This is a genomic window from Gemella sp. zg-570 (genome assembly GCF_018866345.1).
Taxonomy (GTDB): domain Bacteria; phylum Bacillota; class Bacilli; order Staphylococcales; family Gemellaceae; genus Gemelliphila.
Genome location: NZ_CP076443.1, coordinates 29,461 through 43,731 on the forward strand (window position 1 = coordinate 29,461; position 14,271 = coordinate 43,731).

Sequence of the window (14,271 nt, forward strand, 5' to 3'; positions counted from 1 at the left end):
TCATGCACAAGGTCTTATATTTAACAACCTAAATTATTTAGTATATTAATACTTTCTTAGAAAATATAATAAAATTCATTTTAAGCATAGTACTTATATAAACTTGTGCAAAGAATAATTTTTTATGGAAATAAAAAATAAATAATTAATAATATTTTTTTATTAAAAATCAAAGTAGGATATTACAATTAAGAATGAAAAATTTTTAAGATACTCAAAAAATTTAATTTATAAACTTAAATTTTGTTTGTATTTTTAAAAAAGTAATTTTATAAAAAACTAGTAGGCAATTAATTAGCTACTAGATGTAAAATTATTTATTAAATCTTTATGGAGAAAATTATTGATGTTTTCTTGCGATTTTTCTTGTTAGGCTTTATTTTCAACAAGTTTTTATTTCACATGAAAATTCTTCTATTCACCTAGAAATAAAATTTTTAATGTGGTATAATTACATTGAAATATATTTAATATAAAGGGGTATTTATGAAAAAATTATTATCATTTTTAGCAGTGCTAGTTTTATTTTTAGGGCTTATTTTTTATAATCTGTATTACAAGGAAGAGCAAGTTGCTAATAAACAAAAAGAAGTTACTACAAAAACAGAAACTAAGAAAGAAGAAAAGGTTGCAACCAACACCAACTTAACACCAGAAACTGCCAAAGAACCAACGATTGTAAAGGGGCTAATGGTGATAAATAAAAAACATCCCTTGCCAAAATCTTATAACAAGGGAGAAGACCCAAAAGCTAGAGAGCAGGTCAATAAGATTATAAGAGAAGCCCAGAGTTTAGGTTTAAATGTTTCTAATCAAACGTCGGGTTTTAGAAGTTATGAAACTCAGAAAAATCTCTATAACAACTATGTGGCTGTTCATGGTAAAAAAGAGGCTGACACATTTTCTGCAAGACCGGGTTATAGCGAACACCAGAGTGGCTTAGCCTTCGACCTAATAGATAGGGAGGGGCAACTTCTTGGAGCAGAAGATACAAGAAAAACAAGCAAGCAAGCAGCTAAGTGGTTAGCAGACAATGCTCATAGATTTGGTTTTATAATAAGATATAAAGATGAATTTACCAATAGCACAGGATACATGGCAGAGGCTTGGCATATTAGATATGTTGGAGAGGCTATTGCTAGGGAAATATACGAAAAAAATATTTCTTTAGAAGAATATCTTGGTGTTGAAGGTGGAGATTATAAGGAATAGAATATTAAGTTAATATATCCTCTTTACTATTTATGTAGGGAGGATTTTTTAGTTTTATAATAAGTAACTTGCTCTGTAAGGTATTTTGTAACAGTCTTTAAAAATAAGATAATAAGTAGTATAATATAATACAAGAGATATAGAGAGAAGAAATTTCATGGAAAATAAAAATTTGAATATGGTAGTCTGTGGTGGTTGAAACTCTAAGATGGGTCGGGAGTTATTTCTAATTTATTAAAAGACCTAGCGAAAAAAGCTGATAAAAATTTAAGAGTGGGCTATGAAAGTTCTGATGATGTAGCAGAAGTTGGTGGAGGAAGTTATCCAGCCTCTTACCTAGAAAGTATAGCAGTAAAACTAAGTCATGAAAAAATATCATCAACTCAACTAGAAAAAGATTTGTTAGAAGTAGAAATACCAATTATTACAAGAATAAAGGATAATACTATTATTTTTGATATGAGAACTTTAGCTAGTCGTGAATTTGATTTGGTGCTAGGAAGTTTGAAAAAAATTATAAAAAATAAGTTTGTATAATATACAATTTTACTAACTTATTAGAAACCTATATTTAAATAAAAAGCCCTTAATTATCAATTAAATATTAAAAAAATTAATAAATAATTTTGTTTAAAGACAACCTTGAAGGAGGTTGTTTTTTTATTTTAAGAATGATAGATAATTTTTAATTATATTATGATTTTTACTTTATTATAATATGGAGTAAATTTTTATGGTCTTATTAATGATTATTTATTTTTAAGTTTCTTGTCTATAAGAAAAAAATTAATATGGAATTTATTTTTATATCTTTTTTCTCGCTTAATATTAAATAAAAAATAATAAGTTAAATAAATTGTTATATTAAAACCTTGCTACTATAAATATGATAACCAATTTCTACAAGCTAGAAAATAACCGTATTAATTTTTGAATATAAGACCCTTATAATAAAAATAGGTGGTGAGATTTGTGGATATTTTCAACTATGATAATAGAAGTTTGCGGATACTAAATATATTAGAAGAAAATTTTATCGTACAGGAAAAATATTTTTCGGATATATTTAGAGTTGGGCAAAAAACCATTCAAAATGAAATCAAAGATTTAAATGCTATGCTAGGAGATGCTGCCTACATTAAATATGATAGCGGTGGCTATCTCCTCTACATTGTGAAATTTGAAAAATATGTAAATATTAAATCTAGTATTTATGATATGTATAAAAATTTTGACTCTAGTAAAGTTCGATTGGTTTATATTTTTAAAAAATTGATGGAAAGTAAAGTATCACACACTATTGATGATTTGGCTTTTGATATGATTGTTAGCCGTAGTACACTACTCAGCGATATTAATAAATTAAAAGATATTGTCAAAGAATACAAACTCTCCATAATTGGAAAAACGAATGTTGGTATAAATGTAAAAGGAGCTGAAAAAGACATTCGGATGTTTGTTATTGAAAATATTTATAATTATATTTATAAAGAGGATATTTTCGATAAAGAGGATAATGATTATATCAACGAACTACTCATAAAACATCATATTGATTTTCAAATAAAAAGTGAGTTTATTAAATATTTAACTGTATCACTAGACAGATTTGCCAATGGATTTTATTTACATTTCACCAAAAACCAGTATGATGAATTATTAAATTTTTACACGTCAGAATTTTTAGAAGATATATGTAACTATATTAAAGGAAAATATCAGTTAGAATTATCGCAAGATGAAAAGAAATTTTTAACAATTTGCTTTGCTACGATGAGATTAGCAACTAATATTGCAAGCATTAATAAAAGTTTGAAAGATAATCAAGAGTATAAACAACTTGTTGCTCATATTCTTGGAGAAATTTATTTTGAGTATGGTATTGATTTTGATATTTCAAATATGGTGGAAGAATTTATGTATCATATTTACTTTTTAATGCAAAGACAAAAATATGGTGTTAATTATAGTAACAATATGACGGAAACTATCAAAGAAAAATATGTTATGTCCTACAAGATTGCACAATTAGCTTCAGGCGTTATCCAAAAAGATTATGGTTATCAGATTTCGGAAGCTGAAGTTTGTTATTTGGCAGTATATTTTGAAACTTTTATTAATAAGCTGAGTATTAATTTTGATAAAATGAAAGTTTTGCTAATCACAAAAACAGGCTCAGCTTTTAGGGAACTTATGATTTTTCAGTTGGAATCAAAACTCAAAGAGCATATTTATTTAACGGTTTCTTCTCCTTATGAAAATGTTGACTATAAAGATTATCAACTTGTAATTTCGACGGTAAAAAAAGATTTTCCTGAAGATGTACGAGTAATATTTCAGCCAGAAATTTTAGATATTGCCTATATAAAAAAAGAAATTGGTTTGATGAGGTATATTGACAAGGCAAACATGCCAATTATTAGAGGTGTGGAGTCGGTACTTATTAGCTCTATTTCAGAAGAAACATTTTTCATATGCGACCCACAAAAAACTTACCACGAGAACGTACATAATATAGTCAATAAGTTGATAGAAAAAAATATTGTTGACAAGATGTTTTTAGAACGTGTTATTGAGAGAGAAAAGCGTTCGTCTATGATTTTTACAGACCAAGTGGCTTTTCCCCATGTAATAAATCTTAAATCTAATCTTTTTATATTGTCTTTAGGAGTTAGTGAAGATGGTTTTTCTGATAAACCAGATTTGAAACTAATTTTTCTAGCAGCCATACCTGCTGACGATAGTTATTCTATGCTACTTGTAAAAACTTATGATGAGTTGATTTCAATGATGAAAGATGAAAAGTTTCTCACTGGAATATCAAAATTAAAAAATTACACAGATTTAGTTCATTACTTTATCAAAGAAACAAATTTATACAGATAGGAGGAATATTATGAACATAGTTGCTCTTGGTTTTTTGCTATTGATAGCTTTTATTTTACAGTATCTATTGACCTATATTCAGATACAAAGTTTTCACAAATACTATCGCAAAATGCGTCAAAAAGGATGTGTTGTTATAGGAAGAAAAAAAGGGGCTTTCCGTGCTGGTGCAATTGTGATGTTTGCAATAGATGACAAACAAAAAGTCATAGACGGTGCAGTGATGCAAGGAGTAACTGTTCTTGCAAGATTTCACAGATATGATGCTTTTAAGGGTATAAATGTAGCTACTATTAATGAAGGTGATTGTAAAGCTTTGGGCTTGTCTAAGTCCTTAACAAGTGCAATTTTAGACGGAGTTGTAACATTCAAAACTGTTGCAAATGGTGACGAGGTGTCAATGCCACCGAGTCCATTTATAAAAATTTATCGCAAATTAAAATTTAATTCATAAAAATATATTTATTAGGAGGAGAAAAAATGGATTATATTGTTCAATTGGCTTCTGGATTTACAGGCTTATTCGATGAGGGTGCAAAAACCTTTGTTAGTTGGGTAACTGGAATTATTCCAAAAGTATTATTATTACTTGTATTTATGAATGCATTGATTGCATTTATCGGACCTAAGCGTGTTGATAACTTTGCAAAACTGTGTTCAAAAAATGTGGTGTTGGCTTATGGAGTCTTGCCATTCTTATCAGCCTTTATGCTAGGAAATCCTATGGCACTATCTATGGGTAAATTTTTACCAGAACGTATGAAACCAAGTTATTATGCTTCTGCATCTTATCACTGTCATACAAATAGTGGTATTTTTCCACATATTAATGTCGGAGAAATTTTTATTTACCTAGGAATAGCAAATGGAATTACACAATTAGGTCTAAACATAACACCTTTAGCAATTCACTATTTATTGGTTGGTTTAGTCATGAATTTCTTTGCAGGTTGGGTTACTGATTTTACAACAAAAATCGTAATGAAACAACAAGGAATTATGTTGAAAAATGAATTGCAGATAAAATAATAGGAGGAACTAGACATGACTTACAATAGTATTCGTATTGAAAAAGGAAGTGGAGGTTTTGGTGGTCCTTTAACAGTTACACCAAAACCAGGGAAAGATGTACTACTTTATATTACAGGTGGAGGAGCAGAACCTGAAATTGTTGAGAAAATAGTTTCACTTACGGGTTGCCGTGCTGTAAATGGTTTTAAAACATCTGTACCTGATGAAGAAATATTTTTAGTTATTATTGATTGTGGTGGGACACTGCGTTGTGGTATTTATCCACAAAAACGTATTCCGACAATAAATATTATGCCTGTTGGACCTAGTGGACCGCTTGCTAAATTTATTAAAGAAGACATTTATGTTTCAGCAGTAGGTTTGAATGAAATTAAATCTGTAGATGGTCTAGCAAGTAGTGAGGAAAAAATAGTTTATTCTTCAGAGGAAAAACGTGAATTTAAATATAGTGCTGATAAAAAAGTATCTCAAACATTGGCAGAAAATTCAAAATCATCTCTTGTTCAAAAAATAGGTATGAATGTTGGGAAATTTGTTCATACCTTGTATCAAGCAGGACGTGATGCAGTACAAGCTATGATTACAACTATTTTGCCATTTATGGCATTTGTGGCGATGTTAATAGGTATTATTCAGGGTTCTGGTTTTGGAGATTGGTTTGCCAAATTATTAACACCATTAGCAGGTAATATTTATGGATTAGTTGCCTTAGGTTTTGTTTGTTCAATTCCAATTTTATCTGCCTTACTTGGACCAGGTGCGGTTATTGCACAAATTATCGGTACATTAATTGGGGTTGAAATTGGAAAAGGAAATATACCTCCAAGTTTAGCATTACCTGCATTGTTTGCAATTAATACACAATGTGCGTGTGATTTTATCCCAGTAGGATTAGGTTTAGCCGAAGCAGAACCAGAAACAGTAGAAGTAGGAGTTGTTTCTGTACTATATTCTAGATTTATTATAGGAGTTCCTCGTGTTATTGTTGCTTGGTTAGCAAGCTTTGGTTTGTATTAAAAATTTAAAGTTATGGAGTGGAAAATGTGTTAGTATACGAAAATACAGTTAAAGAAAAGGGAGTTTTAGTTAAAGAACTTGGCGATAGTATGTTTATTACTTTTGGAGATAATGCACCAGAAACTTTGAAAGATTATTGTTATAGTATCGCTATAAAACCTACAAAAGCAAAAATTAAAGTAGGACAACGTTTGATAATAGACGGTTCAGATTATGAAATTATTGCGGTAGGAGATATTGCTGAACATAATTTGGTGCAACTAGGACATCTAACAGTTAATTTTAGTGATGATAGCAATGTTTTACCTGGAGCTATTGCCGTAGAAAATAAACAATGTCCAGTCTTAGAAATAGGAACAGTAATTCGAATAGAAGAGTAAGGGGGAATATTATGACAACATGGTTAAATTTAACAGGAAAAACAGCGATAGTTACAGGTGGTTATTCAGGTATAGGAGCAGCAGTTGTACAAGAATTTTTAAATCAGGGTTGTAATGTAGTAGTTAGTGATTTGCAAGAAAAACAATCAGATAATGATAAACTTATGTACCTAGCGTGTGATGTATCAAAACGTGAAGATGTAGAAAAAATGGTAACCAAAACATTAGAAAAATTTGGTAGTATTGATATCTTGGTAAACAATGCAGGAATTAATATACCGACATTACTAGTAGACAGTAAAAAAAGTTATAGTAAGTATGAATTAAATGATGCTGTTTATGATAAAGTAATGGATATTAATGTAAAAGGTGTTTATCTAGTAGCACAAACTGTTGGACGAATTTTTGTTGAAAAAGGTAGTGGTGTTATTATTAATATGTCGTCAGAATGTGGATTAGAAGGTTCAGAAGGGCAAAGTATCTATGCAGCTAGTAAGAATGCAGTTAATTCTTTTACACGCTCTTGGGCAAAAGAATTAGGAAAATACGGGGTGCGAGTTGTAGGCGTAGCACCTGGTATTTTAGAAGCAACAGGTTTACGAACATTAGCTTATGAGCAAGCACTAGCTTACACAAGAGGAATTACGGTTGAGAAAATTCGTGAAGGCTACACAAGTAGCAAGACAACACCGCTTGCTAGAGATGGAAAACTTAGTGAAGTAGCAGACCTTGTAGCATATTTGGCTAGTGAACGTGCAAGTTATGTTCATGGAGTAACCTATAATGTTGCAGGTGGAAAAACCCGTGGCTAGAAATTAAATAAAAATATTTTCTTTTATACCAAATAAATTTATAACTATTAAGGTAATATTTTTGCTATATAGTTGAATATTACTTTAAAAGTGAAATTTAAGACATAGTATAAAACACTTAGAATTAATAATAGTAGGAAGTAATAGAAAGGAGATAGTATGACAAATATACTAGTAGATAGTAGCGATATAGAAGAAATAAAAAAAATTGCAGACTATTATCCTATATCGGGCATTACCACAAATCCCTCTATTTTAGCAAAAGAGAATTCAGATTTGCAAAAGAAAATGTATGAGATTAAAAAATTTGTAAATTCACACTATGAAATACATGTTCAAACGACAGAAAAAATTGCCGAAAAAATTTTATCTGAAGCTATAAAATTACATAAGTTTTTTGGAGGTAAATTCTTTATTAAAATTCCTATTTCAAAAGAAGGTTTAAAAGCTGTTTCTTTGTGTAAAAAGGAAGGTATTGGAGTAACGGTAACTTCTATTTTTACATCTTCTCAAGTGTTTGCCGCAGCCAAAGCAGGTGCTGATTATGTTGCTCCCTATGTCAACAGAATGGCAAACATGGGTATGGAATCTATAAAAGTATTAGCTGATATGCAAAAAATTTTATCTTCTTATAATACAAAAATATTAGCTGCAAGTTTTAAAAATATTGAACAATTTACAGACTTATTAGTAATTGGAGTAGACACTGTTACAGTCTCTACAGATTTATTAGAACAAAGTATTTGGCACCCCTATACAGACAAATCTATTTCAGATTTTGAAGTAGATTGGAATAAAACATTCGGTAATTTAAGGGTTGGAGATTTTATATAATGGTTTGTACTATTACTTATATCTTAATGATAGTTCTAGGTAGTTTTGCAAGTCTTATGTTATTTTTAGAAAAATTAATTCCTTATGAAACTCGTATATTACTTGATAAAAAACAACTAAGTAAATATCGTAATAATCTTATCAAGATAAGTATAATATTTACACTTGTAAGTGTTTTGTTTTTAATAGAACATATATATCACATTCGTTCTTGGTTTTACTACATTCCACTTATACTTCTTACTTGGTATGCAGTTAAAAAATTAGTTAGTAATTTGAATATATTAAATAAGGCAAAAAATAAAGAAGTGAAATAATTAAAACTCTATTTTTAAGTTCTTATAAAAAATAAGTTTGTATAATATACAATTTTGCCAACCTTATTATAAACCTAGATTTAAATAAAAAGACCTTAATTATCAATTAAATATTGAAAAAATTAATAAATACTTTTTAAAAGACAAGCTTGAAAAAGCTTGTTTTTTGATTAAAAAACAAGCTAATACTTAATCTAAATCTTAGCTTGAGTATTTAGCAGGCTTTATTTTTATTAAACAAGATGTATATTTGTATAAATAATACTTCAATAGGTAGTAAAAATACCCCTCCCATAAATATAAGATTTTTATGGTTAAGTAAGTAAAAAACAAGGGCTATGGGTATGAAGTATATAAACCTAGAATTAACAATAATTTTATATAATTTATCTTCGCTATAATCTTTTGTTAACAATATTATGTTAGCTAAAATAAATAATAAAAAGGCTGAAAGAAAAACAATGCTATCATCGTCTATCATAAACAAAATAGCCATAATAATTAGCAAAGTAATAAAGGTAGTGGCATAAATTTTCATTTCTCCAGAAAAACAGATTGTATTTTTCACCATAAAGATATTACTTCTAAGAGAATATTTCTTATTCCAGCTAAGAGTTAAATCTAAAGCGTCATGTTCAGAGTAGCCCTTATTTATGTATTTGTTGTAGACTTTTAGAGAGTTTTTCATAACTCTGTTTTTTGCTAATTTTTTTGTTTTTTTACTGTTAAATTTATTTTCTGCTAAATTATTAAATTCATTTTCCACATATTGTCTTATTTTGTCCTCCATAAAAGTACCTCCCCTTATAAAATTTATTTAATTTGTTTTTCCCATTCTTCTTCCTTAAAGCCTAGTAAAAAGACCTCATTATCCACATCAAAAGCAAGGGGTCTTTTTATAAGCATACCGTCGCTTAAAAGTAGGTCAATTTGCTCGTCTAAAGAAAGATTTGGTAGTATTTCTTTTAGCTTGCCTTCTCTGTAAAGGATACCGCTAGAATTAAAAAGTTTTTTTATTGGTACACCAAAGTTTTTCAAAATATTTTTTATATCTTCTTTTGTTGGTGTTTGCTTTGTTACATCAATAAATTCAGCATCAATATCATTGTTTTTGATAAATTTTTTAGCCGCTCTACAAGTTGAGCATTTCGGATATTCGTAAATTTTCATATATTTCTCCTTTCATATTTTCTCATCTATATTATAGCATAGATATTTTAAAATAAAAAATAAGATTAAAAGTTATTTATAGTAAATGATAGCTATGTAATACATAAAGAAAAGCGAAAACCACTGCTAGGGCAAAAAAGTTTACTAGGGTCTGGGTATGTTCTTTAAAAGTTAGATTTAGTATTTTAAAAAGTAGAACACCGATTATTGCACCCAGAGTATTGTCTATTAGGTCGGTAATGTCGCTATAACCAACACCAAAAATGTACTGGGCTGCTTCGTAAAAAAAGCTAAGACTAAAGGCGTAGGAAATCACAGAAAGGCCACTAGAATTATCAGAAATAATTTTTCCGTAAATACCAAAGGGAATAAATACTAAAATATTTAAAAATACCTCTAGTTTATTCATATAGGCATAGGGAAGAAGATTGATATTTCTTGCAGAATGATTTTTAATAAAAGAAAAAACATCCAGGTCTAATTTGAAAATAATAATCCAAGTTAAAAATACTAGGTAGAGGCAGAATAAAATATTGGATATTAAATGTGTTTTTTTTGATGGCATACAAATTCTCGCTTAATTTTATCTCAAGACAATTATAACATAAGTAATAACAATATAAAATAATATTAGAAAGAAGTGATTAATTTTTAATATTTTATTTTAAAAGAGCTTTATAGGTTTAAAAATTTTAGTGAATAAATTTTTAAAATCTAATTTTATAAAGTTTAATTAAACGTGGTTTTTATCATTAAGTTTTTATAAAAATTTTTGTAAAATTTTTAGCAAGGCTAGTAATTTTTAAGTAATAAATTTTGTATAGTTTAATAATTTTAAAATTTTTATTTTTTACTTTGTTTTTATTTATTAGTTTATGCTACAATATTTTTGTTACTTTTGCCAAATTTACGTAATAGTAAAGGAGGTGTTACTATGTATTTCATAAATTATCTAATAAATTCTATTATGGTAAATGTTCTTGCTTATTACATTTGCAAATGGTTGGATAGAATTTTTAAAAAGTAACCAGCCTTGAAAAAAGAAAAGACAGGACGGGCATCCTGTCTTTTCTTCTATGAATTTCATATTTTTTCTTGCTTATGTTTTTATTCCATATTTTCCAGTGAATTTTGTCAAGTATATTTGACACTTACTTCTGTTAGAAAAAATCTTTAAATTAATTTTAAAAAAATATTAGTTTATGCTACAATATTTTTGTTGCTTTTGCCAAATTTACTTAACAGTAAAGGAGGTGCTACTATGAATTTCATATTTTTTCTTGCTTATATTCTTATTTTATATTTTTCAGTGAATTTTGTCAAGTATATTTGATAGTTACTTCTGTTAGAAAAATTTTTAAATTAATTTTTTAAAAAATATTAGTTTATTAGTAGAAAGTTTTAGGGAAATTAGCTAATAAAATTAAAAAACTTTTAGAGAAATTGTAGACTTAGCAATCTTTTCTTTAAAATAATTTGAGAATAGTTAGTTGGTAGACTTTACAAGCTGTGGTATAATTAGGGTAATTTTTAAAAGGAGTTGCGAGTATGACATTAGAACAAAGAATAGAAAATTATGCAAAAGTTGTTGCAAAAATAGGTATTAATACACAAGTAGATCAGGAGATAGTTATTCGCTCAAGTATCGAAGCAAGAGATTTTGCCCTAAAAGTATCTGAAGAATGCTATAAGTTAGGAGCAAAAAAAGTTAGTATCGACTGGAATGACCAAAAATTAAAAAGACAAAGCCTAACTTATGCCAGCAAGGAAAGTCTAGCAGAATTTCCAGAATGGTTGGTATCTAAAAATGAAGAAGCAGTTAAAAAGGGTGCTGGCTTTATATCTATAATCAGTGATGACCCAGACGGTTTGGCAGGAGTTGATAGCGAGAAATTAAAAACGGATATGCTAGCCCGAGCAAAAGCCCTGCGTAACTATATGAAAGCTATAATGAATAATGAATGCCCTTGGTGCGTAACGGCAGCATCTTCAGTAGCTTGGGCTAAAAAATTATTCCCAGACTTAGCAGACCAAGAAGCCTATTTGAAACTATGGGACTTGATACTGACTGCTTGCCGCCTTGATGGCGACGGTATAGCAAATTGGGAAGAACATATTTCTATACTTGATGAAAAAGGAAATTTTTTAAACTCTAGCCAATTTGAAAAAATCCACATAAGAAGCGAAAACGGAACAGACCTATATGTAGGACTACCAAACAATCACATTTGGCAAAGTGCAGGAAGTATCGCAGGTAAAACAGGAGAAAGATTTGTTGCCAACATTCCAACAGAAGAAGTATTTACTCTTCCCCATAAGGATATTACTAGCGGAATAGTTTATAATACTAAACCTCTTAATTATGGCGGAGTTTTAATAGATGATTTCTGGTTAAAATTTGAAAATGGAAAAGTTGTTGACTTTGCTGCTAAAAGGGGAGAAGAAGTTCTAAAAAATTTACTAGAAACAGATGAAGGTGCAAAAAGAATTGGAGAAATTGCCCTAGTACCCTTCCATTCACCAATTTCAAATACAAAGATTTTATTTTTAGAAACTCTGTACGATGAAAATGCATCTTGCCATATCGCCCTAGGTAAAGCATATCCTACTTGTTTAGAAAATGGAGAAAATATGTCAGAAGAAGAACTAGCTCAAGCTGGAGCTAACGACAGTTTAATTCACGTTGACTTTATGATAGGAGATAAGACTACCAACATAGTAGGAATAACAAAAGACGGCAAAGAAGTAGCAATATTCAAAGCAGGAAACTGGGCGTAAGGTTTTATAAGTTATAAGCTAGAAAATAATTTATTAATCTTACATAAAAAATTAAATTTATAAAATATTAAAAGCCAACCTGATTGGCTTTTTTATTTTTTAGATGGAAAGAAAAATTTTAAGAAATGAATTTGTAACTTAGAATTTTTTTATATTTATATAGAAGAAATTATTCTGGGTCTGTCTGTAAGACTTCTGCAAGTCTAAAGTAATTATTTTGCAACCACTGCCTAACAGTTTTAGGGCAAAAATGCTAATTATTTTTGAAGAAGCCTAATATATATATATATATATATAGCTTTGTAACAATTTTGTAACATTTTTGTAATGAAATGATTAATAAAAGTGTTGACATCTCAATAATATGGTGGTATTATTAGAACATAAAATATATTATTAAAGGAGATTCATGCTTATGAACAAAAAATTAATCGCATCAGCTTTAGTTGCTGGTTTAGTATTACCATCAGTTACAGCTTTTACACAACCACAAAACGCCCAAGCCAAACTTAGCGAATTAGCTAAATACAAATCTGACGAAGCTATTAAGGCGGCTGAAGGAAAAGTTAAAGACGCTAATGATGCTCTAATGATGCTACTTAAAAAAGAAGGCTATAAAGATTTAGAGAAAAAACATCAAGAATTGTTAGAAGATGCTAAAGTAAAGGTTAATAAATTTGAAGAAGAAGTTAAAAATTCTGAAACTAAGGTTAAGGAGGCTGAAGGAAAACTTGCATTAGCCCAACTTAATGTAGGAAAATACACTTCTACTACAAAACCTAGCTACACTGACGAAGATTTACAAACAGAGTTAATGAAAGTTGCAAAAGCTGAGAAAGAATTAGCTGATTTAAAAGAAAAATTAGATATGGATAAGGATGCATTAACTGTGGCTCAAGGTGCTTTTGCATTGGTTGAGAAACATAAAGCTAAAGAACTAGCTGAAATCAAAGCAGCCAAAAAGGCAGTAGAGGATGCTACAACAGAACTTAATCTTGCTTATCTTGAAAGATATAAAGCTGAGCTAGAAGCATCAAAAGCTGATGGTAATACAGAAGATCTTGAGAAAGCTAGAGATAAAGCTGGAAAAGCTTTAGGAATGTTGCTTGAAAGTGTAGGTAATTTTAAGGCTAAACTAGAAGAAGCTGAAAAAGAGTTAAGAAAGGCTGAATTCGACTACTCTGAAGCGGCTAGAAAACTTGCTGTAAGTGGTGCAAAAGTAGGAGATCCAGAATATGTAAATCTACTTGGGGATGCTCAATATTATAAGGCAGTAGCTCAATATAATAAAAAATATGTAGATGAGTTAAAAGAAGCCTTAGCCTATGTAGAATCTAAAGTTCCAGGATTAAGTGATAACTACTTAACTAAATTAAATGCTGAATACGGTCTTACTGACACATTCACTCCAGGATTTGCTAAAAAAGACGGAGCTTGGCACTACAACAAAGAAGATGGAACTATGGCTAAGGGCTGGGTATTCGACAAAGGATACAATTCTTGGTTCTACTTCGATAACGACGGAAAAATGGCTGAGAACACTTGGAGATATGTAGACGGGTCTTGGTTCTTCCTAAATCCAGGAGGCTACATGGCTCAAAATGAGTGGGTTAAACACACTGACGGAAACTGGTACTACCTAAAACAAGGTGGCTACATGGCAGTTAATGAATATACTCCAGATGGCTATTTAGTAGATGAAAATGGAGCATGGGTAAAATAATACCTACACAAAAAAACTTGCTAGACAAATGTCTAGCAAGTTTTTTATTGTGTCAAGCTTCTAATAATATAAATTGCCAGACCCAGCTAGAATATTATTTTACTTGCCTA

15 protein-coding genes are annotated in these 14,271 nt (G+C 29.4%); 12 read left to right on the forward strand and 3 right to left on the reverse strand.

Annotated features, from left to right (window positions below; all coding sequences use genetic code 11):
• The first annotated feature begins 486 nt into the window (after positions 1-486).
• The 10 genes from KMP11_RS00120 (at position 487) to KMP11_RS00165 (ending at position 8,490) form a co-directional block, all read left to right on the forward strand.
• Positions 487-1,212: a M15 family metallopeptidase gene (locus KMP11_RS00120; protein ID WP_215755916.1), complete on the forward strand. Its 726-nt coding sequence runs from the start codon at positions 487-489 to the stop codon at positions 1,210-1,212.
• A gap of 222 nt (positions 1,213-1,434) precedes the next feature.
• A complete protein-coding gene (locus KMP11_RS00125) occupies positions 1,435-1,749 on the forward strand; it encodes a PLP-dependent aminotransferase family protein (protein ID WP_216280162.1) in 315 nt (104 codons plus the stop codon).
• A 435-nt stretch (positions 1,750-2,184) separates the two neighbouring features.
• The gene (locus tag KMP11_RS00130) at positions 2,185-4,098 is read left to right on the forward strand and encodes a BglG family transcription antiterminator (protein ID WP_216279851.1); all 1,914 of its coding nucleotides are present in this window, start codon (positions 2,185-2,187) and stop codon (positions 4,096-4,098) included.
• A 10-nt stretch (positions 4,099-4,108) separates the two neighbouring features.
• A complete protein-coding gene (locus KMP11_RS00135) occupies positions 4,109-4,552 on the forward strand; it encodes a transcriptional regulator GutM (RefSeq protein ID WP_216279852.1) in 444 nt (147 codons plus the stop codon).
• A gap of 26 nt (positions 4,553-4,578) precedes the next feature.
• Positions 4,579-5,127 carry a PTS glucitol/sorbitol transporter subunit IIC gene (locus KMP11_RS00140; RefSeq protein ID WP_216279853.1) on the forward strand — a complete coding sequence of 183 codons (549 nt, stop codon included), beginning with the start codon at positions 4,579-4,581 and terminating at the stop codon, positions 5,125-5,127.
• Between the two features lie 15 nt (positions 5,128-5,142).
• Positions 5,143-6,147: a PTS glucitol/sorbitol transporter subunit IIB gene (locus KMP11_RS00145; RefSeq protein ID WP_216279854.1), complete on the forward strand. Its 1,005-nt coding sequence runs from the start codon at positions 5,143-5,145 to the stop codon at positions 6,145-6,147.
• Between the two features lie 26 nt (positions 6,148-6,173).
• Entirely contained in the window at positions 6,174-6,527 is a 354-nt protein-coding gene (locus tag KMP11_RS00150) for a PTS glucitol/sorbitol transporter subunit IIA (RefSeq protein ID WP_216279855.1), read from the forward strand.
• An 11-nt stretch (positions 6,528-6,538) separates the two neighbouring features.
• On the forward strand, positions 6,539-7,339 hold the full coding sequence (locus KMP11_RS00155) for an SDR family oxidoreductase (protein WP_216279856.1): 801 nt from the start codon (positions 6,539-6,541) through the stop codon (positions 7,337-7,339).
• A 159-nt stretch (positions 7,340-7,498) separates the two neighbouring features.
• Positions 7,499-8,173 carry a transaldolase family protein gene (locus KMP11_RS00160; RefSeq protein WP_216279857.1) on the forward strand — a complete coding sequence of 225 codons (675 nt, stop codon included), beginning with the start codon at positions 7,499-7,501 and terminating at the stop codon, positions 8,171-8,173.
• The gene (locus KMP11_RS00165) at positions 8,173-8,490 is read left to right on the forward strand and encodes a hypothetical protein (RefSeq protein WP_216279858.1); all 318 of its coding nucleotides are present in this window, start codon (positions 8,173-8,175) and stop codon (positions 8,488-8,490) included. Before KMP11_RS00160 ends, KMP11_RS00165 begins: the two co-directional genes overlap by 1 nt.
• A 214-nt stretch (positions 8,491-8,704) precedes the next feature.
• Here KMP11_RS00165 and KMP11_RS00170 read toward each other — a convergent pair whose 3' ends face one another.
• The 3 genes from KMP11_RS00170 to KMP11_RS00180 form a co-directional block, all read right to left on the reverse strand.
• On the reverse strand, positions 8,705-9,280 hold the full coding sequence (locus KMP11_RS00170; protein ID WP_216279859.1) for a hypothetical protein: 576 nt from the start codon (positions 9,278-9,280) through the stop codon (positions 8,705-8,707).
• A gap of 23 nt (positions 9,281-9,303) precedes the next feature.
• Positions 9,304-9,660 carry an arsenate reductase family protein gene (locus tag KMP11_RS00175; protein WP_216279860.1) on the reverse strand — a complete coding sequence of 119 codons (357 nt, stop codon included), beginning with the start codon at positions 9,658-9,660 and terminating at the stop codon, positions 9,304-9,306.
• 76 nt (positions 9,661-9,736) lie between these two features.
• A complete protein-coding gene (locus tag KMP11_RS00180) occupies positions 9,737-10,225 on the reverse strand; it encodes a VanZ family protein (protein ID WP_216279861.1) in 489 nt (162 codons plus the stop codon).
• A gap of 983 nt (positions 10,226-11,208) precedes the next feature.
• Between KMP11_RS00180 and KMP11_RS00185 the strand changes: the two genes are divergently transcribed.
• Positions 11,209-12,438: an aminopeptidase gene (locus KMP11_RS00185; protein ID WP_216279862.1), complete on the forward strand. Its 1,230-nt coding sequence runs from the start codon at positions 11,209-11,211 to the stop codon at positions 12,436-12,438.
• Positions 12,439-12,853: 415 nt separating this feature from the next.
• Positions 12,854-14,161 (forward strand): N-acetylmuramoyl-L-alanine amidase family protein, encoded by a 1,308-nt coding sequence (locus KMP11_RS00190; RefSeq protein ID WP_216279863.1) that lies wholly within the window; start codon positions 12,854-12,856, stop codon positions 14,159-14,161.
• The last annotated feature ends 110 nt before the right edge of the window (positions 14,162-14,271 follow it).

Bases quoted from the DNA above. Each gene is read 5' to 3' on its own strand.
- KMP11_RS00120 (WP_215755916.1), top strand. From the start codon at position 487: ATGAAAAAATTATTATCATTTTTAGCAGTGCTAGTTTTATTTTTAGGG.
- KMP11_RS00135 (WP_216279852.1), top strand. From the start codon at position 4,109: ATGAACATAGTTGCTCTTGGTTTTTTGCTATTGATAGCTTTTATTTTA.
- KMP11_RS00140 (WP_216279853.1), top strand. From the start codon at position 4,579: ATGGATTATATTGTTCAATTGGCTTCTGGATTTACAGGCTTATTCGAT.
- KMP11_RS00145 (WP_216279854.1), top strand. From the start codon at position 5,143: ATGACTTACAATAGTATTCGTATTGAAAAAGGAAGTGGAGGTTTTGGT.
- KMP11_RS00155 (WP_216279856.1), top strand. From the start codon at position 6,539: ATGACAACATGGTTAAATTTAACAGGAAAAACAGCGATAGTTACAGGT.
- KMP11_RS00160 (WP_216279857.1), top strand. From the start codon at position 7,499: ATGACAAATATACTAGTAGATAGTAGCGATATAGAAGAAATAAAAAAA.
- KMP11_RS00165 (WP_216279858.1), top strand. From the start codon at position 8,173: ATGGTTTGTACTATTACTTATATCTTAATGATAGTTCTAGGTAGTTTT.
- KMP11_RS00170 (WP_216279859.1), bottom strand. From the start codon at position 9,280: ATGGAGGACAAAATAAGACAATATGTGGAAAATGAATTTAATAATTTA.
- KMP11_RS00175 (WP_216279860.1), bottom strand. From the start codon at position 9,660: ATGAAAATTTACGAATATCCGAAATGCTCAACTTGTAGAGCGGCTAAA.
- KMP11_RS00180 (WP_216279861.1), bottom strand. From the start codon at position 10,225: ATGCCATCAAAAAAAACACATTTAATATCCAATATTTTATTCTGCCTC.
- KMP11_RS00185 (WP_216279862.1), top strand. From the start codon at position 11,209: ATGACATTAGAACAAAGAATAGAAAATTATGCAAAAGTTGTTGCAAAA.
- KMP11_RS00190 (WP_216279863.1), top strand. From the start codon at position 12,854: ATGAACAAAAAATTAATCGCATCAGCTTTAGTTGCTGGTTTAGTATTA.